Consider the following 25,677-nt stretch of genomic DNA (forward strand, 5'->3'; position numbering starts at 1 on the left):
AGAACCGAAGGAAGGGAAGAGACTGCGCTATTTGACGAGAAGTTCCTAGAGGAGTTAAAAAGTAACCGTCGTAATTTAAAAAGAGTAATAAATTGGAAAAGGGTGGTGCGCGTGAAAAGAAAACCTGTGATTGTTTTTTTAGCATTCGTTTTATTAATAATGAATACCGTTCACGTAACAGCATCTAACCAAATTTCAGTAACCATTGATGGCGAACCACAGTATTATTCTTCAGAACCAGTCCTAGTAAATGGGAGAATTATGGTTCCTCTAAGAGATGCTTTTGAAATGTTAGGAGCAACTGTTACTTGGGATAGTCTGACAAACAAAATAACCATCGTATCAGAAGGAAATGAGATTTTACTAACGATAAAACAAAAGATAGCCTTCTTAAATGGAATGCCCATCAGTCTTATCGTGGCACCAAAGATTTTCAATAATCGCGCTTACGTTCCTTTACGCTTTGTAGCAGAAGCTATGAACTTTGAGGTTACCTGGTATCCTTCAATTACTACAGCCGAGATCTGTACTTGTAAAAACAATCCGTCACTCTCACAAGAAGATGCTCTTACTTATTCAATTGCCGGTATCCAAATCGGAGATCCAGTGACAGACGTTACAACTAAACTTGGATTTCACCAAGATCGCTTACCAAGTCAATATCCGTTTGATTGGTTTGTCTATCACCAAAATTATCAGAACTATCTCCAAATCGGTATGAATCAAGGGGAAGTTGTTGGTTTTTATTCAAATAACGATCAATTTAAAATTGGATCAATCACGATTAACTCAACGAAAGAAGATGTTCAAAAAGCCTTTGGAACGCCAATTACTTCAATTATTAGAGGTTCGCGAAGCTATAACTATCACTCAAGAGAAGATTGGGACTTATATCTTTTAGATGGAAAATATTATACAACGTTCTTTTACGATATATATGATCAACGAAAAGTAACAGCTGTTCATATGGTTAGCAAAGATTATGAACTTTCGTTGCAGGGGTATTATGGACTAGGAAATGAGACATTACGAATTGCCTACGAAAAGCAAATGTATCATCTGGTTAATGCAACAAGAGTAAAAAATCAGGTACCCCCACTTCAATGGAATGAACTAGCAGCTAGAATAGCCAAAGCACACAGTGATGATATGGCGCGCCATGACTACTTTGATCATTATAACCTTCAGGGCAAGTCACCCTTTGACCGCTTAAAAGAAGGGGGCCAAAATTATCGATATGCGGGTGAAAACCTAGCTGTTGGACAGTTTAGTGCGATTTTTGCTCATGAAGGATTGATGAATTCCTATGGGCATCGGAGAAATATCCTAAATCCTCAATTTCGACAAATTGGCATAGGAGTAGCCTTTCAGGAAAACCGTCCATACTTCACACAAAATTATGTAACGCCATAGTCATTTTAGGTCTAAATAATCAAAACGTTTCATACATTTTCTAATATGTGTAGAACTTACTATATTTGTGAAAAGGGTGGAGATGTATGAAGCAAACGTTGAAACAAGTCGTCGCATTAGTAGTCCCATTTTTCATGCTAGCAGTATTAATCTTACCAATGGCCAACCCTGTAGCAGCAAACGAAAGAGTGTCAGTTTTCATTGATCGACAACAGCTGTATTTTGATCAAGACCCAATTATAGAGAATGGACGCACGCTCGTTCCAATGCGTCATGTTTTTGAGAAGCTTGGTGCTACTATCCACTGGAATGCAAGTACTAACACAATCACCGCAAAAAAGCATCGTATAACGGTGGTACTGAAAGTGAACTCAAATCAAGCAATCATTAATGGAGAAGCAGTGAGATTAGACGTTCCAGCAAAAATAGTGAATGGACGAACCCTTGTCCCGTTACGCTTTGTGACACAAGCGCTAGGGGGGAAAGTGGAGTGGGATGGGAACGCGCAAAACGTTTATATTACCACAGTTAAATCGGACATCGATGTCATTCTAAATACAATCTTTCAAATAGAAATGAGTACGTTACGTATTCTTCATAAAGAAATGGAAAGTGAACTTTTTCATGGTGCGAAAAAACCATTTTCTAGTATAGAGCCAAAACTAACTAACTATTACACAGATTCATATATTCAAGAATATTGGAAGCCATTTTACGAGAGTTCTCACTTTAGTGAGTGGTACACACATACAGGTTACCTGTTTAATTTTCTAATAAATGAGCCTTTTCTATCGGAGACATTAAATTTTGAGTATAGAAAAGATCAAAGCGAAATTATGTTTCGATTTCGAGATGATCCCAGAGTCAATGAAGGACCGATGGGGGTTACGATTAAAAACCATGAATATATATTACTAAACATTGAAAATGGTTGGCGGGTTGACCGTATCTACTAAGGGGAGGGACCTTTGTTGAGAAAGGGTGTTATTTTAGCGTTTCTAATTAGTCTTCTTGTATGTGTATTTCCTTACGAAGGAGCGCTGGCAAGTCAAGGGCAAGGGCAATTAATTATCATCAATAAATCTACAAATCAATTAGGCTATTTTAATAATGGTGAATTAGTCCGCACTTTTGCCGTTGCCACTGGAAGAAGCGACTCATTGACACCTGAAGGTTCTTTTACGATAGTAAATAAAATAAAAAACCGTCCTTATTATAAAGATGGAATTCCAGGTGGGGATCCAAGAAATCCTTTAGGAGACCGCTGGTTAGGCTTAGATGCAAGAGGCACATACGGCACGACATACGCCATTCATGGTAATAATAACCCTGACTCCATTGGGAAATATGTGAGTGCAGGCTGTGTTCGTATGCATAATGAAGATGTACATTGGCTTTTTGACCAATTGAATTTATATACTCCGGTAAACATTGGTCACTTCAGCGCTGATTTTGAAGAGGCTGCTAGAAAAGTAGGATATGAGCTACGACAACCAATTGAAGTGTTTGTAAATGGAGAGCTGTTATCATTAGAGAATTCGCCTAAGTCAGTTAATAACCGTGTATTAGTTCCGTTACGGGCAATTTTTTCATCGCTAGGAGCGAAAGTTACCTGGGATCAAAAAACACAATCGGTCACTGCAATTAGAGGTGATCGAAATATAAAACTAACAATTGGTTCAACTAAGGCATACATTAATGGCCAAGAAACGATTTTAGATGTACCAGCGGAAGTTTATAATGGTTCAACGTATGTCCCAATTCGGTTTGTGAGCGAAGCCTTAGGGGCAAAAATAAACTGGGATAACGAAAAGCGTGTCATTGCCATCGAAACAGAGACGGCCCCAGTGGTTGCGACTTCAGTGGATCTTAAAATAAATGGAAAGTTAAACCCATTTGAACAAAGAGCCTACTTAAGAGGTGGTACAGCAATGGTTCCATTAAGGGGAATCTTCCAAGAGTTAGGCGCGCAGGTAACTTGGAATCAAGAAGAAGCTGTCATTTATGCTCAAAAAGGTGATCGAAACATCACACTTTACCTAAACGAATCAATTGTTTTTGTAAATCAAGTCGCTATTAACCTAGCTGTACCGGCAGAAATTATCGCCGGTACAACATTTATCCCAGCAAGGTTTATCTCAGAAACCTTTAACGTCCCCATTCATTGGGATCCTACACTGCAGCTAGTTACAATCATGTGATAGGTGAGGTCTATCCTCATCTATCAGATTGCTCATTGCACCTTATTAACTATTCTAGTAAAATATGGGTGAACAAGTAAGAAATACTAGATTGAGGTGCATCGTATGAACAAGTTATTGAAGTCAGCATTGATCGTTTTATTAGTAGTATCTATTTGGAGCTTCCCGGAAGGCGGAGGGGCTACGGCAGAAACATTGAAGGAAAACAAAGTAACATTGATATTAAATACGAGACAGCTATACCATAATGGCGCTGTATATTTATCAGGCGCACCACATGTGGTTAACAAAGGCGTAACATTTATATCAATTAGAGCATTAGCGGACCGACTTGGATACAAAGTATCTTATAATCGAGATACTAAACAGTACACATTTTCTAATGAGACAACCAGCTTGCAGTTAGCAGCAAATGAAAAGCAATATCGTTTTAACGGCAAGCAACTTAGCTTTACTGATAAAACAGTGCCTTACACAACGAAAGGAACAATGATGGTTCCTTTGAGAGATGTAACGAAGATGTTTGGAATGAGAGTGTTTCCAAAACTATCAGAAAACAAGGTTGAATTAATTTGGTATACTGAATTACCAAAGCCTGCAGCAAAGCTAGAAGCGAGTTTTGAAACAAACAAAGTTCAGTATAAAATTGGTGAACCAATTGAATATTTTGATTTAAGTGTGGCTGAAGGCAGTAAAATAAAAAAAGTAAATTGGACAAATAATGAAAAGGCTTTTTTCACATCTGGTCTGCAAACCATTACATTGCAGATTGAAAATGAGCTAGGCCATACGAGTATAGCTTCTCAAACAATTTTTATTGAAGAAGAAGTCATGTACACCAAACCTGAGTATGATGCTTTATTCACACCAGTTGGTGAGAAATTCCCGATTGTTCGTGAAGCAGTTTTAGATTATTTACTTGTCCCATTTCAGTTAAACCATCAACCAATGAAGCTGGTTAGAAGTAATAGTCCTGAGCGGATTGTTCAAGAAGGAATTTACTATCAAGACCATTTATCAGGTAATATTCGCTTTTTAATTCATCATCAGAATGCAAGACCTAATCCAGTAAAGATTTATTTATTGGCAAAAAATAATGGTAATACGACAGCAACGGTTACTGTTAATAATTTAGGAATGTTTGGACCGAACCGATTTGTTTCAGCAACAGGAAAAAATTCGGTTGCTAACTATTTAACAGGACTACAACAGTATCAAACTGAAACGATTACAATTAAGCCAGACCATGCTGAGCTTATCGTTGCCGAACTTAGCTCAAAAGCCATTCCAACCGAAAGCGTTATGACATTGTATGCGGATGTTTACGCTGACCAGGAGCTAAGCTTCCAAGTGATTGTTTTAGATGAAGAAAATGATCTTCAACGAACATATCCTTTCCTACAAGGTATTAATGCGACTCGTGATGGTAAGCATACAAGAGGTACATTTGAAAACGGTAATCGAGAGCTAGTCGTTTCTCAAGTGTTTGGTACCCAACTTAGCAGAATTATTCTTGGCGATGGTACTCAAGATCCTTATGTTACTGGTGTAGATAACTTCTCTGGCTATAATGAGACGAATTTCGGTAACAGAGGTGTCTTTTATACTGTTCAGCTAGAAAGGGTTGCGCCAAATACGGCACTAGTTTTAAACCCGAGAGGTGGTCATTATGCAGGGGCATTTTTAGTGAATGGTCAGCTAGTAATGGCACCAACGAATGGGGTTCTTCATGATCCAAACGAAGTAGTCGTATTACACAGAACAGGTCAAACTGAGGAAAAAGTAACAATTCAATTTATTCCAGCATCAGGTAGTAACCTACCAATTAATCTTTTATCGATACCATTAAAAATAGTAGAATAGTTATATGAAAGAGGCTGTCTCAAAAGTGTCTGACACTTTTTTGGGGACAGTCTCTTTTTTTTCGCCAAAAACCACAAAAATTATTAACACTATCTTCCAATTTTCCCCTTGTTCATTCTAGTAGGAAAGAGTAGTATTGTAATAGGAAAATATAGAAATTGAGGAATATTCTATTATTTTTCATGAAAAATTAGATGATGGAGGCGAAGAAATGAGGTTTACTAACAAAAAGATAGTTTCTGCATTATTAGTGCTAATTCTAGTATTTAGTACGTTTATGCCAACTTATGCGGTTGTAGAACAAACCCCAGAAAGGGATCAACAAACGGTACTAGAAAAGTTGAATCTCTCCTTGGAAGATCGACGTGATGTCCATATGAGTCAAGTAGCTGATGAAAGATTGAAACCAAGTGAGGATACGTTAATTGTAAAATATAAGTCACCGATTTCTGTTGAACAGCACCAAAGATCAGGTGCGACGTTATCAAAACGTATTTCATCGTTAGGCTATGATATTGTCAGACTTCAACGCAATCAGAAGATGGAAAACGTCATAGCGGCTTACCGAAAGCTTTCAAACGTAGAATCGGTAACACCAAGTTATCCATATCAAAAGCTAGAAACGAACGATCCAAAAAGTACTTCAATGTATCACTTAAGCCAACTTCGTATCAATGAAGCTCTTAAACTAGCAGGTAAACATGAGGTAGTTGTTGCTGTTATTGATTCAGGATTAGATCAAAATCATCCAGAATTAAAAAATAAATTATTACCGGATTATAATGCTGTTAATCCGTTAAAACGTGGAATGGCCGATATGCACGGAACTCACGTTGCAGGGATTATTGCTGCTGAAGCCAATAATGGGATTGGTGGAATGGGGATTAATCCTAATGCCAAAATATTGCCAATTGATGTATTTGGCCGTGAATGGGGTGCATACGATTATTCAATCGCAGAAGGTATCATGCACGCGATTGAGAAGAAGGCAAATGTCATTAATATGAGTCTCGGTTCATTCTTTCCGTCTCCTATTATTGAAGAAGCTGTAGAGAAAGCCATTGATGCTGGAATTGTTGTCGTGGCTGCGGCAGGTAACTCAGGAAGCAACATGAAGGGTTACCCAGCGTCATTCCCTGGCGTAATTAGTGTTGGAGCAACAAATGAAAATAAGGAGTTAGCACAATTTTCTACATATGGTCCTAGTGTCGATATCGTTGCACCTGGAGAAGATGTGTATGCACCTGTATTTGATGTAGATAAGCGATCTTCTTTTATTAAAGCTAGCGGGACATCAATGGCTTCGCCAGTTGTCGCTGGGGTCGCTTCATTACTATTATCTAAGTACCCTAACTTAACACCATATGAAGTGAAATATATTTTGGAGAAAACAGCGAAGGATTTAGGAGCTCCAGGATACGATGTGAAATTTGGATATGGATTAGTTGATCCGGTTGCAGCTCTTAAATACGATGTAAAGCAAGTACCGAAACAACCAATGAAAGAAGAAGAAGCGATTCAAAGAGCAAAGGTACTCCAATTTGGTGGTAAAGCTGAGGCAGTTGTTTCAGATACAATTACCGTTCCGCAACAGCAAAATTGGGTGCGTTTCAATATGGTTTACGGTGAACTAGCTCAGATTGTCTTAGATGTTCCAGAAAACTATGACTATACCCTTGTATTACAATATTCCTCTGCTGGAATTAATGAAACAATAGAAATTAATGAGGCTAGCGAAGGAAAAGTGGAAGCTATTTTATATGAAGCAAAAGATAGCGGTACTTTATATATTGGTGTCAAGGATGCTAATGAAAAGTACGACGAAAAAGGGAAATCCGAATACTCTTTAACAGTTACAAAACACGGTTCAATATTGGAAGACGGAAACAATGCAGAGAATGTTGAGAAAATTGATAAATTCCCATATAAAACAAACAAGTTTTATTTAGCTGGAGAAGATGGCGATAGTGACTACTTCAGTTTTGCTGTTGAAGAAGCAAAGGTAGTGGAAGTTCGCCTTGGTGCTATACCTGGTATTAATTCATCAATTAAAGTTTATATGGCTGATGAATTTAACATGTATGCTAGCGAATTAATGCACATGCCAAAACCTGAGAACCCTTGGGATTACTTTGGCCCTTATCCAATGTTCCAGAGAAATAATAATGGAACAAGTGAAGGCGAAGTGCTTGTATTTGATGCAATGCCTGGTATGGAGTATGTCATAGAGGTAACGAGTAATGCAGATTATTATTTTGATCCTTACTATTACTTCTATATGGAAGAGTTCGGTGAAAAGCCTGATAAGCTAAACGCAGCAAACGTTCCTTATGAGCTTTCTATTGTTGCTGAAGTGCTTCCACCTGACGAAGATGGTTTCCCAAACTTTGGTTTTGGTATGCCGCCAATGTTTGAAGAAGGAATGGAGTATGAGGAGTATCATCAAAAGCGTAATGCTTATGAAGAAACTTACTACGATTATTACTATGGCGGTTACTATTGGGGCGAAGATTATGTCTATGAAATTTTAAATGCAGCCATACCGCTTGACCATGATGAAGCCGTTGAAGGTTATTTCCAATATAGTGGTGACGTTGATGTATTTACGATTGTTCCTGAAAAAACAGGAATATATGAACTTCACTTTAATAAAACTGAAACAATGAAACCATCAATGGAAGTTATGAAATATACAGAAGATGAAGAGGGCGTAGCTCGTTTAACAACAATTGCATACAGTGGTTCTTACTACTATTACTATCCACCAGTTGTTGATGATGAGACGGAAAAAAGTGTATATGTAGGGCTAGAAAAAGGTGAACAATATGTTATCACACTTAGCAATAATTATTCGCCATCCCTTGACTCATATACGTTAGCTACAAAGCTCATTCTTGAAAACCCTCAAGATGCTTATTATGGAAATGATACGTTTGAGAATGCTAAACCATTACCTAAATACTCATTTACAGGTAACTTCGCATTGTCTGAAACGATGGATGTCTTTTATATGAAGGCTGATAAAGATGCTGTTTATGGCTTGCATGTAGAAAATGGAGATGTACCAAAACGTTTGAAAGAAACACTTCCAAAAGAGCTATTTGAACCACTCTGGCCGATGGTAGCTATTGTTGAGGACAGAAATGGTAATGGGGAGTTAGATAAAGAAGAAGAGCGTGGCGCGATGAGCTTCTATGGCTATAATAGTCCAGATGTTCGAGCTTCTTTTAAAGCGAAAAAAGGCAGTGGTTATTTCGTGATCATTATGAAGGATTACTATTACGGCGGGACAGCAAACCTTACTCCTTACCGAGTAACCTTGTCTCAGGTTGATGAAAAAACCAGCGTAATCATTCCTTTTAGTGAAGTAGCAAATGGAACTTGGCAAACGAAAGGCTTCCTACCGTTTGGAGATCCGAAAAAGACTGAAAATCGTTACCGCTTTACAGCAGAAACTAAGGGAACATACGAAATCAAATTTGATATGCCAAGTGATATCGATGGAGTTCTAGCCATTTATACGAACACTGGTAGATTAATTAAAGAAGTGGATTATTACGGTGCGGGCGATGCAGAATTCTTAACGCTTACCTTAAATAAAGGTAGTTACTTTATTGGGGTCAAAGACTATTTCGGTCATACGAGCGTTAGTCCATATACGTTATCAGTAAAGAAAAAATAAGTAGAGGAGGTAGAGAGCGTGAGTAAATCTAAATTCTTAAAACTAATGGTAGCTGGGACATTTGCGATGAGTACAGCATTAGCAGCAGTTCCTAGCTTTGCAGAAGAGCTTGAAGAAGATGAATTAGTAGCTGAAGAAGAGATGATTTTTGAAGAAGAAGAGGAAGAAGAGGAAGAGGAAATCATCATAGTACCAACCTTTAGCGATGTTGGGGTAGATTACTTTGCATTTGGGGCAATTGAATATTTAGCAGGTCTCGGATTATTAGAAGGTTCGAACGGAAAGTTTAATCCGAAGGCCCCAATTAAACGTTCTGAAATTGCCAAGATTATTGCATTAGATAAAGGTTACAAAGCACCACCAAGTTATGTAATCAAAGCTCGTGACATTACGACAAAACATTGGGCGTATGACTATATGGCAGCTCTTGAACGTGAAAAAGTATTAGTTGGCTCTGATGGACTTATTCGTCCAAATGATAATATTACCCGTGCCGAACTAGCTGTATTATTAAACAGAGCATACAATTATGCACAACCACCAAGATTTTATTCATTTACTGATGTAAGGCATAGCCACTGGGCATACCACAGTATTAATAAGTTGGCGACAAATGGAATTACTGCTCAAGGAGGTAGCGCATTTAACCCAAATGCCCAAGTAACAAGAGCTGAGTTTGCGTTATTCTTAGCACGAACATTGGATGATCGATTTAAACACTAGTAATGGAAGAGGGTGCTTTTGGCACCCTCTTTTGTGGTATTATGAGTCGAGTTGGTTGATCAGGATAATTTCGCGGCCACCTTATGACCGCAAAAAATAAAACAACAGCAAAAAAAAAGTTGTCCGTAGTAGTATCCACAACAGACTAGAAAAAAAGGCGGACCTCAAAATCATTTTTCATTGACCTATTGAGTCTGCCTCTTTTTTTATGCAACTTCTTTTTTAACTTCTTCTCGTTTTTTCATATATGGCATCGATCTTGGGATAGCTCCAAAAATCCACCATGACCATTTTAAATATCTCATCGTAAGTCCAACTACAATCCACGAACCTAGAAGGGCGGATAAGAAGCCTCCTACCACAGATAAATGGTAAACGACTGGGTTTCCACCGAATTCAATCATACGGTAGTAGTACAAAATAAATGGATGGAACAAGTACACTCCGAAAGAAACTACCCCAAGATGGATCATCGTATTAATAATTTTTGGTGACCATTTTGCATAAATCCAATAGGAAATTTGCAATAAAACAATAGCGGTCGTTAACGTATGAACATTCCATAATAATGTGTAGATCTTCGTATCAACAACTGCACTTGCCGTGCGAACAATATACCATAAATAAACGTGAGCTAATGCACTCGCAATCCAAAGCCCCCAAAGTGGAAACCAAAACAATGCTTTTTTAGTCAGTAAGTTTTCGCGCTTTACTTTTAACCAACCAACAACGTCCTTATAATAAATCCCAATGTAAGCTCCGATAAAATAATATGAGAAGTACCAAATTGATAAGCTACCAGTTCGTGTATAGCCCAAATAGTAATGGTTGTATAGAACAAATCCCCACTGGATTAGAATCCCAAGCCAAATCAGATTGCGAGTCACCCAACGACTTTTTTGGCAAATATATAAGAAAAGTGGGAACAGAATGTAGAATTGAATACTAATATAAACAAAATACAGATGAGTATAAGCTCTTCCTTCTAGAATTCGTTGCGGTACATCTGTATATAGATATGACCAGTTTAACCAGCTGTTATTAACAATCAGTAGGATTGAATACAGCACCGAAAATAGTAGATAGGGAAGAATAATATAAAGCATCCTTCTTGAATAAAACGTTCTGATAAGCTTTTTATCAATCGGTCGATCAAAGTAATTGTAAAAAAGCACAATACTACTTAGGAAAATAAATGTCGGTGTTCCAAACTTAAAAAAGATATTTAAGAAATTATATAAAGGCCAGTATGTGGAACTCTGATTTAAGTTGAGAACTATAAATGACGTCGAGTGAACCATTATGACTCCGATAATCGCTAGTGTTCGGACCAAATAAAGCTCATCGATTGGCTCCTTTTTATTTATCATCAAAAAACTCCTTTACCTAGTTATTTCATCTCTATATCTATCCTTTTGGAAATAATTATCCACTATATATCATAACGCATTAGAGACGTTTGTCCATGCCAATTTCCAACAATTTTCCTAAAAATATCTTATAAACTTTTAAAATTCAACTGCATTCCTAGCAAAAATTTGGTAGAGTAATAGAGGTGAGCAAGTTTTAGTATAGGAGTTGATCGACTTGAGGTTCAGTCATAGAGGTTTAAAGAGATTGGCAATTATTGGTTTATGTACGATGTTAACGTTCTCTTCAATGGCTACAGTAGGAGCTACAACCATTTTAGGAGAGAAGAGATCTGAAGCTGGTTTTCATGTGTCACCTGGAGTTTTTTATACAAATCAAAAGTTCTCTACTGAGACATCAAACCAGAATGTAAATGTACTAGATGTAAATATCAATGATCCGTTTACGAGACTTAATTTAAATGTAACGTCACCAATTACAAGATTATCCACAACTGGTGTACAAGCTCTATTAAACAACCGAGTTGATCATCAAGTAGTCGGAGCAGTTAATGCATCCTTTAATGAAACAGGAACAGGTTTTTCATTACCTGCTAACTTAATTGCGTTGAATAATCAGATTTTACATTTTGGTATTTTATCGCCAGATGCTAACGGCCCAAATTTTCAAAGAAATGCCTTTGGAATAGCTAAAGACGGCAAGCCGTTGATTGACAACTATGAGCCAAACCTAAGAATGATACATAATGGAAATAGTCTTCGAATTCATTCCATTAATACACAAAGATTTAGTAATGAGCTTGTGCTTTTTACACCAACAAATCGAACAAAGACTGTCGGACAACAAACTAGTCAGTGGTCCACAGAAATTGTTGTTACGAATGCTTCAAAAAATATGAATCAACTTTCATTTGGAGACCGAGTGACTGGAACAGTTTCGCAGGTTGCTAGATTAGGAGAGCATGTCAATTCTGAGATCCCTGCTAACGGCTTTGTCCTTTCTGGAAATGGTGGAGCATTAGCAGGTTCATTAGCTAACGTCAAAGTTGGGGACCAAATTTCCATTGATATTGGCATTGATCCAAAATGGCAGGATGCAAGGTACATGATTGGGACAGGCCCAATTTTAGTTAGAGATGGAAAAGTAAATATAAATATGAGTCTTACAAGTTCGTTTGCAAGAGACCCACATCCGCGTACGGCAGTCGCCTACTCAAAGGATCGTGATAAAGTTTTTCTAGTAACAATTGACGGGCGTCAAAGTGGTTTTAGTAACGGAGTATCGCTACAACGACTTGCAGAATACCTCATTTCGTTAGGAGCAGATTATGCGATTAATCTAGACGGGGGCGGTTCAACCACAATGGTTGTTCGAAATCCAGGCTATGGTTTCCCTGCGCTCGTAAATAGTCCTTCTGATGGCAATCAAAGAGGTGTTTCATCAACTTTACAGGTAGTCGATACGAGAGCGCCGAAGAAAGTGACTGAACAAGCGATCATTGTTGATCCAATGACACGTGCTGCTGATTGGAAAATTGAGACAGCGCGAGCTACGGCATCGATTGCTATGAACACAGGGTCTGCACCAGCTCGTAATGGTGAACCCGCAGTAAGGTTGAACTATGACTTAACTGGTCCATCAGGAACAGCTGCAGCATATTTAGTCCGTAACCGTCCTATCCTTTTTGATGATCGTCCATTACAAGTAGGAGCTTGGGTATTTGGCGATGGTCGAGGTCATTGGCTTCGAGGAACGATTTTTGATGGACAAGGAAAGCAGCACAACATTGATTTTACAACACAAGCAGGAGTGACTTGGACGGGCTGGCGTTATGTAAGAGCGAATGTACCTAATGATCTACCTTTACCGATTTCACTAGAGAGAATGTATGTGGTGCAAACAGCTGACCAAAAGAAGAGTAAAGGAACACTTTACATTGATCAAATTCAGGCAATCTACCAAAGTAATTATCAAGTAGATCGATTTACGGATATGAAAACTGGTCACTGGGCACTTAGTGCGATTAGCATGTTAAATGATCGAAATGTTATTACTGGGATGTTTGATGGTTCGTTTCGACCAAATCAATCGATAACGAGAGAGCAAGCAGCAATTATGCTCGTTCGCGAGTTAGGCATAAAGCTTGATAATCGACCAGATCCGGGCTTTGCGGATGTAACTAAGTCGACACCTAATTACAATGTCATTGCTGCAGTAGCAGACGAAGGGTTGTTTACAGGGAAAACAGGTAATCGCTTTGAGCCTCGTGAGACATTAACTCGTGCGGAAATGGCCGTTATTTTACAGAGGGCTTATAAGTTAAATGGCGTTAGTGATGTGACATTTAAGGATGTTGCCAGCAAGCATTGGGCTAATGGAGCTATTCAAGCCCTTGCTGCAAATGATGTAACGAAAGGCTTCCCTGATGGCACGTTCAAACCGAGCAGCGATACAACAAGAGCTGAGTTTTCAGTGTTTTTATCAAGGTTAATAAAATAGCTCTTAAACTATTTCCATTAAATACGTACTAGTTTTTCATTTGATAGAAAAGTAAGATAATTATAAGTTAGTTTACTAGAGAAGGGGAGAGTACGAACCGTGAGGAAACCGTTTATCATAGTATTAACGCTACTCATGCTTTTCGCGTTAATACCAGCACCTAGTGTTGCCGCAGATGACTTAAAAGGCCATAATTTAGAAACAGAAATGAGAGCGGTAGTTGAACTTGGCATTATGAAAGGCTACCGTGAAGGCGTATTTGCACCGAATGATCCGATCACGAGAGGTCAATTTGCTACATTTGTAGCGAGGGCCTTAAAGTTACCAAGCCCACCTCCAACACAAGAGAACTTTGATGATGTTACTAGAGGTGTTGGACTTGCTGATGGAATTTACCGCTCAGCAGCAGCTGGTATTGTTAGTGGTTATCCAGGAAACGTATTTAAACCAGATCAAAGAATTACACGCGAACAAATGGCTGTTATGATTGATAGAGCACTAGCTTATAAGTCTATCAAACGTACAGCAGTATATTTACCATTTATAGATGTAGAGCAAATTGCACCATCATTTAGAGAAGCCGTTTCACATAATGTGTATTTTGGAATTATTAAAGGGAACCCCGTAGGGCAAGGCCAACTCCGTTTTGCCCCAAAAGAAGATGCAACAAGGGCACATGCTGCAGCATTCATTTACAGAATGTTGTACGTAATTAATAGCGGTGGCGAACAAGTAGTAAATTATCAAATTGCTACGATTAGTAATGGGCAGCTCTCTGTTGCACCAATTCAATACTTAAGCTATGCAGATGCATTAGCCAACCTAATTGATCCTAATTCACAGGTGATCGTTCTTGGTCAACAAGTTATCAAAATGAATAATGGGATCGTCGTAGCAGCGCCACCACCTGGGATTGCGACGTTGCAAATTTACGAAGAGACAATGAAAACTAACTTAACGTATGTTTCTCCTGGAACAGAGTTACGTTACCTTGGCTCTGATGATAAAAAGGTCAAAGTACAAATTGCCGATTCGAATACAGTTGGCTTTGTGAAGCAAAATGAAGTTTTACTAATTCCAACGCCAATTATTAAGCAACAGTCCTACTATGATGTGGTTAATGGCGAAATCCGCCATGTCATTTATGACCATCTCAAGAGAACAACTGGAGCATACATTTACGGACCAGCACCTAAACAAATGAGCCATGGAGAAACATACCGCAGCTGGAATGGTATCGATTTTGTAGGGATTAATAACAATAAAACGGTTACGTATACTCAATACTTTAATTACCTACCGTTACAAACGGTGTCAAACTATACAGCAGAAGAGCTAAATGCATATGTGGCTCATTTCCGACCTGACAGTCCACTTAAAGATCTTGGTCATGTGTTTATTCAGGCACAAGAGCTTTATGGAGTAAATGCGCTATACTTATTCTCGAAAGCAATTCATGAGAGTGACTGGGCGACAAGTAAGATTGCTCGCGAAAAGAATAACCTGTTTGGCTTAAATGCCACAGACAGTGACCCAGAAGGAAATGCAGATACATTCGTTTCTATGGAAGCTTGTATTTTGCATGCAGCAAGATTTTTATCAACAACTTACTTTTCAATTGGGAACTGGCGTTATAACGGTGCTGTGCTTGGAAATAAGAGCAAAGGCCTAAACGTTCGTTATGCATCAGATCCATATTGGGGACAAAAAATTGCCGGTCATATGAACCGAGTTGATAAGTTCCACAATCGTAAGGATTACAACAAGTATGTGATTGGAATTGTAACTTCGGATAATGTTAACGTAAGAACACAACCGGTGGTTAGCCCATCAACTGTTCAGTTTACACATCTGAAAGCCGGACGTTACGTGGCGATCTTGGAAGAGACAGTTCAACCAGATGGATTATGGTACAAGATCATCTCTGACCATGCTACATCGAAGGAAGGCTTTATTAATAGTAACTTTGTTCAGAAGCTTACGTTTGAGTAAGAATATACTAAGGGAAAAACCACCTTTTTGAAAGGTGGTTTTTTGCGTTGTGGAGAGTGTGCATTGGAGGGGGGATTATTTCCCAGGGAAATATTTGTTCGCTTAGCATAATAAAAATAAGTCTGGGCAACAAAAAAAGGATTAATTTGTTTGTTTTTAAGAGCGGATGATCGGCTGGTGAAAGTCCGCTTATAGGTTGGAAAGTGCGTTTCGCTCATAAAGTGCCGAGTTTGGACTGTAAATAGTCTAGTTTGGCTCGTAAAGTCTTGATTTTGGACTGTAAACTGCTCAGTTTCGCTCATAAGTTAATTTTTGCAGTATATGCTGTACGCCTTGGAGGGTGGAACATGTGCTTTATATTGGAGAAAACCACGTTCCGCTAATAAACCAATGATACTCGACAATAAACAGTTTAAATCGGACAATAAAACATCAATTTCCACTCATAAAACCTTAGATTTGGACAATAAAAAAATTCCTAGTCTCCGGCGTGCGATCCACATGGACAAAATAACAAAAGTCCACCTGAGCAAGACGTCTTTACCACTTAACTAATAAAACGCCTAAGTTAGACTAGATAAATCCCCAAAAAAGTTCAAACTTTCCCTCAGAGCCGAGCCCGCATCCCCTCAGAACAGACAAAAAAGCCCATGTCAGGAGCATCAATCGCCTGCATGGGCTCAAACTTTGATTATTTTAACTTTACCGAACGATTAATTACGGAAATTTTCTGGTCATCTAAGCTTCTCACAAGCCAGAACCCAACACCTTTTAGGTTATGACGCTTAGCCAAACCGATAACATTTGGTATAGATGAATTTGTTTCATGAACCAAATTCACGCCAAGAACTAGCTTTTCTTTAGGAACTTCTTTTAATGTTAACTGTATGCCCGCATCAATACTCTCAAGTGGCTCGGGACGCATGTGCCCAAATGGGTCACCTACTACACGCGGATGATAGTCATACGCCATTAAGAATACGAAATCAACGACGCGAGCTATCTTCCCATATTCATAACCACTAAACGCATTATTTGGCGGAACTAATGCTACGCTAAGCTTCAGACTATTCTTCTTAGCTTCTACTGATAATTTTTCAATGAATGCTGTAAATGCACGCTTTGTTGTATCATGATCAGCTCTGTTTCTAATACCCTCAAAATCTATCATAATTCCATCTAGACCTCTTGCTACCGCTAGACTAACCATCTCGTTAATCGCACGTTGAGTTTTCGAAGCATCATGAACCAAAGTATTGATAATGTTATAATCTAACGCTGCCACCATTAAAAACGCTTCGCCACCGACACTTTGACCTGAATAGATCAGATCAGCTGTTGATGCTAATGAATGATCAACTGGCCAATAGTAGTCTATTAGATTTCCAGCACTGTCACGTCTTGCTGTGATAAAGTTCCCATTGCGATCAATCGAAGCCCAGCCATAAGCAACACTATCAAACTTTGGAATATACTGACGACGTTCAAACGATCCTAAAGCATAAAACGCCATTGTATACATATCTCTTTGAGCCGAAGTGACTCGTATCTCCCGACTCTGTTGATTCCACTCTACCTTAGCATCAAACGTTTCCATAAAAAAACGTAATGGGATTAACGTACGACTGTTATCAGTAAAAGGAGCAGCGTCAAGTGTAACGTTTTTTCCATTAACAACAGCAGTGCGCGAGTTCATCACTAATTTTACGTCCGTACCGTTCCCAGTAGCATAAATTGTCTGATTAGGTCCGTCCCAACGGACATTAATTCCGATTGATTCAGATAGTTTTCGGAATGGGACTAACGTACGATTTGCGACCATTCTCGGTTGAACGTCAAACTTTAATTCGAAATTGTCTAAGTATACTTTAATGTCTTGGCTTGAAGCAGAGGCGCTATCAAAAGGGAGGATGATACTACCCAACAAAATAGCGATGACTAATAGTTTTTTTAGCAAAACGGACTCACCTCTATCATTATATTTCGAATACCTAACTACTACTATATCAAACAAATACACTTCTATAAACCCCAATATTTAGGAGACTCGACATTGTCTAAAAAATAGTTCGAAAGTTACTGTTATTTTTTGTAGGATTTTCCACAAAAAAAGCTAGTTTTATGTTATATTTTTCATAAATAGCTAGAATTAGGACGAATTATCTAATTTTCGCTGTAAAAACTTTGAGGAGGTGTTGGGTTGCGTCAGTATATCCGATATAGTTTTGGGTTTGTCTTGTTTCTCATGTTTTTTGCTACGGTCCCAGCTATAACGGCATCAGCCACGAACTCAGAAGGTATTGTAACCGTTGATCAACTGAATATGCGTTCTAGTAATTCTACTAGCTCAAGCATTGTGTTGATCCTAAAAAAAGGTGACAAAGTAGTTATTAAAGGGAGCAAAGGTGATTGGTATCACGTCAATGTTCAATCAAAAGAAGGTTATGTTTCTAAGAAGTACATAGAAGTTAAACCTCCAAAAATTTCACCTTCAAAACAAACTGAAACAACTATTAACGTTAATGGTAAGAAACTTGAGTTAGAGTTTGATCCACCAACAGTGAAGGTACCAGGTGGGGAACGAATTCTTGTTCCATTCCGAGCAATAAGTGAAGCCCTTGGTATTAATGTTACTTGGAACCAATCGACAAGACAGGTTACCGCGATAGATAAAGATACGAATAAACATGTAGTGTTTACAATTGATGATGTAAATGCCGTCGTCAACGAGGAAGCCGTTATCCTAGATGCTGCTCCTGCACTCCAAAAAAATCGAACATTGCTACCTTTACGTTTTTTCTCTGAGACATTTGGTGCCAAAGTTACTTGGGATCAAGCAACTCGAACCGCCAATATTGATCGTGTGATAAAAGTAGAGGAAGTTATTGAAGATGTAAAATCGATTTCACAGCCTGTTAATCTAGAAGGCTTGCAGGCAAGGGTAACAGCTAGTACGCTAAATCTTCGCTTAGGGCCGAGTACAACTGAAGCAGTTTTAGCTAGGTTGGTCAAAGACCAAACCGTCTTTGTTACTGGAGCTACAAAAGAGTGGCTGAAAGTTTACGTTGATGGGATGGAAGGGTTCCTTAATTCTGCACATGTTGAAATTTTTGATATTGAACAAAAGAGAATCAAAGTGTTAGCTAGTCCTACCATCACAACAAAAGATGAACAATTCATCCTTTCATGGTCAAAGTTAGGTGGAACAGTTGTACAATCTAACGTTAGTAATAACATAGTACAGTTAACAACAGATGCTAACTTAATTGAAGAAATTGACTTAGTTAATGAAGCAATTGAATTAATTAGCTATGAAACTACCGAAGCAGGCACAATTATAACTTTAACAACTAAGGACGGATACTCGGTTATTCCTTTAGATACAGTTTCAGCTTTTACACTCACTTTTTTCAAAAAATCAAGCACGAAAAAATTAATTGTCATTGATGCAGGTCATGGTGGAAAAGACCCTGGTGCTGTTGGGAATGGCTTAGAAGAGAAGGAAATTATTCTTGATGTTAGTCTTCGCGTCCAAAAGCTTCTAGAGCAAGCAGGTTATCAGGTTCTAATGACTCGATCAGATGATACGTTTTTAGAGCCGGGTGAACGAGCGGCGTTTGCTAATAAACACAAGGCAGATGCTTTTGTAAGTGTTCATGCCAATGCTGCGGAAAATACATCTGCAAATGGTACTGAAACATTTTGGAATACAACACATAGCGGACCTGAGAGTAAAAGGCTTGCTGAAGAAATTCAAACAAGTCTTATTCAAAAACTCGGTACGTTTGATCGTGGCGTTAAACAAGGAAATTTCCAAGTGATCCGTTCAACAACAATGCCAAGTGTCTTAGTAGAATTAGCTTTTATTAGTAATAAAAAAGATGCCGAAATGATGGCAAAAGATGATTTTCGTCAGAAATCTGCTGAAGCCATAGTTGAAGGAATTCTAAAATTTTACAAATAAAAAAGGTTGCCCTCCGATGGGCAACCTTTTTTGCTAGCTTATTTATTCGGTGGATATGCTTTCCAACGGCTGAAGTCAGGAGTAGCTTTTGTTACCTGTTCTTTTGGGAAGATAAATGTCCAAGGTTTTGTTGTATTTCCTTTAACCTTAAGATTATCTAATTTAAATCCTCCAGAAGCAACAATATCTCCTGCCGCGTCCTCTACCACTAAAGGAAGTTCTTCTAGTTGAACTTCTTTCTTACTACCGTTTCGGATAAGTAACGTAATTTGAAGCTCGCCTTCAGTAGCGACTTTTGCTTGTAAGCCAATGAAGTTGACTTCACCTTCTTTTGGCGCTCCTAAGTCTTCAACGATTTTCTTGAGTTGTTTCTTATTTGCACTTGAAAGTGCTTTTTCCCAGCTGTCCTCTAAATCCAGAGTGTGTTTTTCAGGTACTGGAGTTTCAAGCAGAAATGCTAACTTCCAGCCTTCAGCTGGAATGTTTGTTGACAACAAATCTTTTTTCGTAAAGTAGAAGTTCCAAGGTCTACTACTACGTGCTGGAATTTCACCTAATTCAGCAAGTTGAAACACTCTACGTCCTAAGACTTTATCATTTTCATTTAACAATACTAATGTAGTATCGCCTAGTGAGATAGCTTTTTCTAAACTGTTACGAACGAAAGCAGTTACTCGGTAGTCATCACCATCTTGAATAATGTTGATCCCAGACAATGATAACTGGTTTGGTTTCAATGGAGGACATTCGTTATTCAAAAACTGAAATGAATAAATATCTTCCTTTGTTAAGGTCCAAGCTGGATGTAGTGAAAGTTCTGTTTCTACATCTGTTTCATCAGAAGCTTCCATAACTTCTTCGGATAAAATATCCTCTGAGGATACAGCACTTTCTGCACCCTCTAGTTTAGGTTTTTCACCATCATTTTTTTTGAAAAAAGGCAACATGTTTTAGTTTTCCTCCGTTTCTTCAGTTAAAGAAGTCTTTAAGGATACGCCTAATTGAATGACAACCTCTTTTTCAAGTGATGAGTACATCATTTGGAAAAGTTGGAAGCCCTCACGTTGATAGATGCGCATTGGATCTTCTTGACTATAGCCACGAAGCCCAATTCCTTCTTTTAACCTTGTCATCTCTTCAATATGCTGCAACCAGCGCATATCGATATTTAATAATAAAATTTGGCTAGCTCTTGTTTGAACGTCACTATTTTCTGAGAATGTTTCAATATACGAAATCATCCCATCTGCTTTCTTATCAACAAAGCTTTCAAGTTCACTGTGCTCTAAAAATTCAGTTCCCTCAAACGTAAAATCTTCGTGGATAAGTAGATGATTTAATCGCTCAGCTAGCTCTGATAAATTCCACTCTTCAGGTAAAAATCCTTCAGGGCAGTAATGCTCGATATAAGATTTGCTAGCTGACTTCACCATAGGAGTAATTAATCTTAGAGCATCTCCGCCCTCTAAAGCCTTGTTTCTCAGTTCATAGATTACGTTTCGTTGCTCGTTGACAATGTCATCTAGTTTTAGTGTATATTCACGAGCAGCATAATTACTATCCTCGCACATCTTTTGGATTTTTTCTACAAATTCATGTGCTTCCTTGTTAGAAATTAGGCCAGTCTCATCAGCAGTTAACGTTTCTTGCCATTTCTCAACATCCTCTTTTGCAAAACGAAGCATCATTTCGTCAGCAATCGAGATGAAAAATTGTGTTGCACCTGGATCACCTTGACGACCTGAACGACCTTTTAACTGGTTATCAATTCGTCGGCTTTCATGTTTTTCTGTTCCTAAGACGAAGAGTCCACCAAGCTCAGCAACGCCTTCACCTAACATAATATCAGTTCCACGACCTGCCATGTTCGTAGCAATCGTGATACGGCCTTTTTGACCTGCCGTTGAAATAAGGCGTACTTCATTCTCTACACTTTTTGCATTAAGAATTTCATACGCTAATTGTTTGGCATCTAAATACTTAGCAACAGTTTCTGATTGAATAATAGAAGTTGTCCCGACTAAAATCGGTTGACCTGTTTGATGACGGCGCTCAACTTCGTTCGCCATGGCTAGATATTTTTGATCAATTGTTTTATAAATACGATCTTGAAGATCTTCTCTAATCTTTGGATTGTTCGTTGGAATTTGAACGACATGCATCCCATAAAGCATTTGGAATTCCGTTTCTTCTGTTTTCGCTGTCCCAGTCATTCCGGCTAGGGTTGGGTACATACGGAAATAGTTTTGAATAGTCACTAATGCTTGAGTTTTATTTTCCTCAGTAATTTCAATGCCTTCTTTTGCTTCGATAGCTTGGTGAAGGCCGTCACTTAATGTTCGTCCTTCCATAATTCGGCCAGTAAACATATCGACAAGCATGATTTTTCCGTCTTTAACGATGTAGTCAACGTCACGCTGGAACATAACGCGAGCACGTAATGCCTGCAGAACAAAGTGATAAAGTGTTTGATGTTCTAACTCATATAAGTTGTCTACCCCAAAAGCTCGCTCTACTTTGGTAATTCCATCGTCAGTTAGGTTCGTAGATTTACTTACGCGATCGTATAAGTAATCTTTGTCTTCTTTAAAACTCTTAGCCATACGAGCACAAATATGATAGAGGTTTGGATTTACATTTGTTTTTCCAGCAATAATTAATGGAGTTTTGGCTTCATCAATTAGGACACTATCAATTTCATCAATAATCGCAAAATGGTACGGGCGTTGACGCATACGTTGCTGCGGTGCGTATACCATGTTATCTCTTAAATAATCAAAGCCAAATTCACTACCAATTCCATATGTAATATCGGCTTGATATGCTTGTTGCTTTTCAGCTGGGGAAAGGTTAGAGATGTTTAATCCAACCGTCAACCCTAGAAACTCGTGGACTTGACCGATCAACTGGCTATCACGTTTGGCAAGATAGTCGTTTACTGTGATAACGTGAACGCCTTTGCCTTCTAAGCCTCGTAAATAACTTGGCAGGGATGCTACTAGTGTTTTCCCTTCTCCAGTCGCCATCTCAGGAATGTTTCCTTCATTTAATACAAGCCCACCGATTAATTGGACATCGAAATGTCGTAGTCCGAGAACACGCTTTGACGCTTCACGGACAACGGCAAAGGCTTCAACTTTTATATCATCTATTGTTTTTCCATTCGCTAATTGGTCCTTAAAAAAGGTTGTTTTTGCTTTTAATTGCTCATCAGAAAGCTCAGCGATCGTTGGTTCTAATGCGTTAATTTCAGCAACGATTTTTTGTAGCTTTTTCACTTTACGTTGTTGTTCATCACCAATCATCTTTTTAACAAATGTGAACATACTTTTCTCTCCTTAAAAAAACTCATCTTGTAGTAGTATATCATGAAAGAAAATTGATTTGTTATAATTGGAAGTCGAAAATTGATGAAACGGGCAAACTAATTTATGGAAAAACAGGTGTCAGGCACCCCAAATGGACAAAATAGCAGAAATGTCCATTTGGGGTGCCTGACACCATAAAAAGACAAAAATCACTAAAAATCCACACCAGGTGGATAAAATCTATTGCCACCCTAAAGAAATACAACGGATGATTCCCATAATCGCTTATTTCTGATATGATTTGTAAGTATATGGACAGAAAAATGTAAGTTGGTGATAATTAATGTCAAAAAAAACAGTATCAATATTAGGAGTTAACTTTATTAATACAACCCTCGATGGGATGGTTGGAAAATTATCTGAACACGTTCAAAAGAATGAGAAAGCGTTTGTCGTTACTGCCAATCCTGAAATTGTCCTTCATGCCCTCCAAGATGCCAATTATAAAACGTGCATTGACCGAGCGGATTACGTGACTGCAGATGGAATAGGGATAGTGAAAGCAGCAGGATTACTTGGAACACCATTACCTGGGCGAGTGACAGGTTTTGACATGTTTATGAAGCTGTTACAATTAGCAAACGAAAAGTCACTTTCTATCTATTTATTAGGAGCTCAAGCAGAAGTATTGCAATTAGCTTCTGAAACGATAATGAAACAATTTCCGAAAGTGAAGATTGTTGGTTCACATCACGGCTTTTTTGACTGGGCTGACGATAAAATCCCGAATGAAATTAAAGCAACGAAACCGGATTTCGTTTTCGTTGCATTAGGTTTACCACGCCAAGAAAAATGGATCGCCGCAAACATTAACAACTTTGAGAAAGGTGTTTTCATGGGAATTGGCGGAAGCTTTGATGTGCTTGCAGGAACTGTTCAGCGTGCACCAGAGATTTGGCAAAAGCTAAACGTTGAATGGCTTTATCGCCTAGTAAAACAACCATCACGATGGCGTCGAATGTTAGCTTTGCCTCACTTTGCGATGAAAGTCGTCGGACAAAAGGTTAAGCGGTCATCATGAGCAAAACATTCGTAAAAGGGGCCATTATTTTAACGATTGCCACATTTTTATCAAAACTACTCGGAAGCGTATTTAGAATTCCGCTGCAAAACATTGCCGGAAACGAAGTGCTTGGAATTTTCACACTCGTTTATCCGGTTTACATGGCGGTATTAATAATCTCGGTGGCAGGTATTCCAATTGCCATCTCTAAACTGATCTCTGAGGCAAGGGTAAAAAATTCTGATGAGGACATTCGCAATATTTTTGTTACCTCGGGAATTATTACGTTCTTATTAGGAAGTTTAAGCTTTTTGCTAATGTTCACTTTTTCAGAAACAATCGCACTTGTCTTGGGCGGACCGTATGCTACATATTCAGTCATGATTGTTTCGATAACACTCATTTTTGCACCGTATATGGCGGTTTACCGCGGATTTTTCCAAGGCTATGGTGACATGAAACCGACGGCATACTCGCAAGTGTTAGAACAATTTGTTCGTGTGGCACTGATCCTCGTCATTGCATATATTCTTGTGGTCCGAGGAGCTGCCAGTGATGTTGTCGCTGGTGGTGTGATGGTTGGGTCATCAATTGGGGTGCTAGCGTCACTTGTATTTTTACGCTGGACGTTTAATCGTTCAGGGCTTAAGCCTGCTTCTGAAAAAAAATACAATTGGGCAGTATTTAAAGCATGGTCAAAGAAAATTCTCTGGCTTTCAATTCCAATCTGTATCGGTGCTTTAACGATGGCCTTATTAAACTTAGTGGACTCAGTGACAATTCCTGTGCAGTTACGAAATGCAGGCTTCGTGAATTTAGAGGTCGCTGACCAATACGGGATCTATAGTCGCGGGTTGACACTTGTTCAAATTGTCGTCGTTTTTGCGAGTGCTTTAATATTGCCGTTAATTCCATATGTCACAGAAGCGCTCGCTAAAAATGATATTTTACGAACGAAAACGGTTGTTGAAAAAGCACTTAAATTTACCCACTTAACGTCATGGCCAGCTGCGATTGGACTAATGGCATTAACATTACCAGTCAACTTAGCACTGTTTAAAGACTTAGAAGGTAGCTTAGTCATTGCCATCATTTCATTTAGTGCATTGTTTACCTCATTAGCTGTGTTAACGACCGGTGTTTTACAAGGAATGAATCGCTCTAATGAAGCTGCGATTATCGTAATTATTAGTGCCGCGGTAAAAATCGTCTTGAACATCGTGTTAGTAGGCGCTTACGGATTAGTAGGTGCGGCTATTTCAACATTGATCACTTATGTAGTATTAACAGCCTTAAACTATTGGATGATCAATAAAACCGTACCGTTTTCGATCGTCAATCGAGCAACAATCGTTTTTGCCGTTTCAAGTATTTTTATGGGAACAGCCATTGCGTTACCGCTGACCATTTTTACGATTGAAGAATGGACAAGGGTAACAGCATTGCTATATACAGCAGTAAGCATTGCTGTAGGTGGTAGTATTTATGGTGTCCTAGTTCTTCTATTAAGAGCTCTTACCAAAGACGAACTAGCTACCTTCCCAATAGTCGGGAATTTTTTAGCGAAAAGCTTATATAAAACCATGAAAGGGTGACAT

The 25,677-nt window shown here is 38.6% G+C and carries 15 protein-coding genes; 11 read left to right on the plus strand and 4 right to left on the minus strand.

All coding sequences use genetic code 11. The features are described from left to right. The first annotated feature begins 111 nt into the window (after positions 1-111). The 6 genes from DS745_RS04965 (at position 112) to DS745_RS04990 (ending at position 9,882) form a co-directional block, all read left to right on the plus strand. Positions 112-1,413 (plus strand): stalk domain-containing protein, encoded by a 1,302-nt coding sequence (locus DS745_RS04965; RefSeq protein ID WP_161568180.1) that lies wholly within the window; start codon positions 112-114, stop codon positions 1,411-1,413. 86 nt (positions 1,414-1,499) lie between these two features. Continuing rightward, positions 1,500-2,369, plus strand: coding sequence for a copper amine oxidase N-terminal domain-containing protein (locus DS745_RS04970; protein ID WP_206662913.1), 870 nt, complete (start codon positions 1,500-1,502; stop codon positions 2,367-2,369). Between the two features lie 15 nt (positions 2,370-2,384). Beyond that, positions 2,385-3,614 carry a L,D-transpeptidase family protein gene (locus tag DS745_RS04975; protein ID WP_206662914.1) on the plus strand — a complete coding sequence of 410 codons (1,230 nt, stop codon included), beginning with the start codon at positions 2,385-2,387 and terminating at the stop codon, positions 3,612-3,614. A 105-nt stretch (positions 3,615-3,719) separates the two neighbouring features. Beyond that, a complete protein-coding gene (locus tag DS745_RS04980; RefSeq protein ID WP_129077183.1) occupies positions 3,720-5,477 on the plus strand; it encodes a stalk domain-containing protein in 1,758 nt (585 codons plus the stop codon). A 211-nt stretch (positions 5,478-5,688) separates the two neighbouring features. Then, on the plus strand, positions 5,689-9,159 hold the full coding sequence (locus tag DS745_RS04985; protein WP_129077184.1) for a S8 family peptidase: 3,471 nt from the start codon (positions 5,689-5,691) through the stop codon (positions 9,157-9,159). Positions 9,160-9,177: 18 nt separating this feature from the next. Continuing rightward, positions 9,178-9,882, plus strand: coding sequence for an S-layer homology domain-containing protein (locus DS745_RS04990; protein WP_161568181.1), 705 nt, complete (start codon positions 9,178-9,180; stop codon positions 9,880-9,882). Positions 9,883-10,088: 206 nt separating this feature from the next. Here DS745_RS04990 and DS745_RS04995 read toward each other — a convergent pair whose 3' ends face one another. Next, positions 10,089-11,252 carry an acyltransferase gene (locus DS745_RS04995; RefSeq protein WP_129077186.1) on the minus strand — a complete coding sequence of 388 codons (1,164 nt, stop codon included), beginning with the start codon at positions 11,250-11,252 and terminating at the stop codon, positions 10,089-10,091. Positions 11,253-11,469: 217 nt separating this feature from the next. Here DS745_RS04995 and DS745_RS05000 point away from each other — a divergent pair, with 217 nt between their 5' ends. After that, a complete protein-coding gene (locus DS745_RS05000) occupies positions 11,470-13,752 on the plus strand; it encodes an S-layer homology domain-containing protein (protein ID WP_129077187.1) in 2,283 nt (760 codons plus the stop codon). Between the two features lie 99 nt (positions 13,753-13,851). Continuing rightward, complete coding sequence (locus tag DS745_RS05005) at positions 13,852-15,744, plus strand: S-layer homology domain-containing protein (protein WP_241657718.1); 1,893 nt, start codon at positions 13,852-13,854, stop codon at positions 15,742-15,744. 691 nt (positions 15,745-16,435) lie between these two features. Here DS745_RS05005 and DS745_RS05010 read toward each other — a convergent pair. Continuing rightward, positions 16,436-17,701, minus strand: coding sequence for a stalk domain-containing protein (locus DS745_RS05010; protein ID WP_129077188.1), 1,266 nt, complete (start codon positions 17,699-17,701; stop codon positions 16,436-16,438). Positions 17,702-17,944: 243 nt separating this feature from the next. On the opposite strand from DS745_RS05010, the gene DS745_RS05015 reads away from it, so the two are divergent. After that, positions 17,945-19,708: an N-acetylmuramoyl-L-alanine amidase gene (locus DS745_RS05015; protein ID WP_129077189.1), complete on the plus strand. Its 1,764-nt coding sequence runs from the start codon at positions 17,945-17,947 to the stop codon at positions 19,706-19,708. Between the two features lie 38 nt (positions 19,709-19,746). Here the strand turns inward: DS745_RS05015 and DS745_RS05020 are convergent, their stop codons facing one another. Together DS745_RS05020 and secA2 are read right to left on the minus strand one after the other, a co-directional pair. Beyond that, a complete protein-coding gene (locus DS745_RS05020; RefSeq protein ID WP_129077190.1) occupies positions 19,747-20,655 on the minus strand; it encodes an accessory Sec system S-layer assembly protein in 909 nt (302 codons plus the stop codon). A gap of 3 nt (positions 20,656-20,658) precedes the next feature. Further along, a complete protein-coding gene (gene secA2 / locus DS745_RS05025; RefSeq protein ID WP_129077191.1) occupies positions 20,659-23,034 on the minus strand; it encodes an accessory Sec system translocase SecA2 in 2,376 nt (791 codons plus the stop codon). A gap of 325 nt (positions 23,035-23,359) precedes the next feature. Between secA2 and DS745_RS05030 the strand changes: the two genes are divergently transcribed. Further along, complete coding sequence (locus tag DS745_RS05030) at positions 23,360-24,097, plus strand: WecB/TagA/CpsF family glycosyltransferase (RefSeq protein ID WP_129077192.1); 738 nt, start codon at positions 23,360-23,362, stop codon at positions 24,095-24,097. Next, entirely contained in the window at positions 24,094-25,674 is a 1,581-nt protein-coding gene (locus tag DS745_RS05035; RefSeq protein WP_241657719.1) for a putative polysaccharide biosynthesis protein, read from the plus strand. Before DS745_RS05030 ends, DS745_RS05035 begins: the two co-directional genes overlap by 4 nt. Positions 25,675-25,677: the final 3 nt, after the last annotated feature.

The organism is Anaerobacillus alkaliphilus (assembly GCF_004116265.1).
Classification (GTDB): Bacteria; Bacillota; Bacilli; order Bacillales; family Anaerobacillaceae; genus Anaerobacillus; species Anaerobacillus alkaliphilus.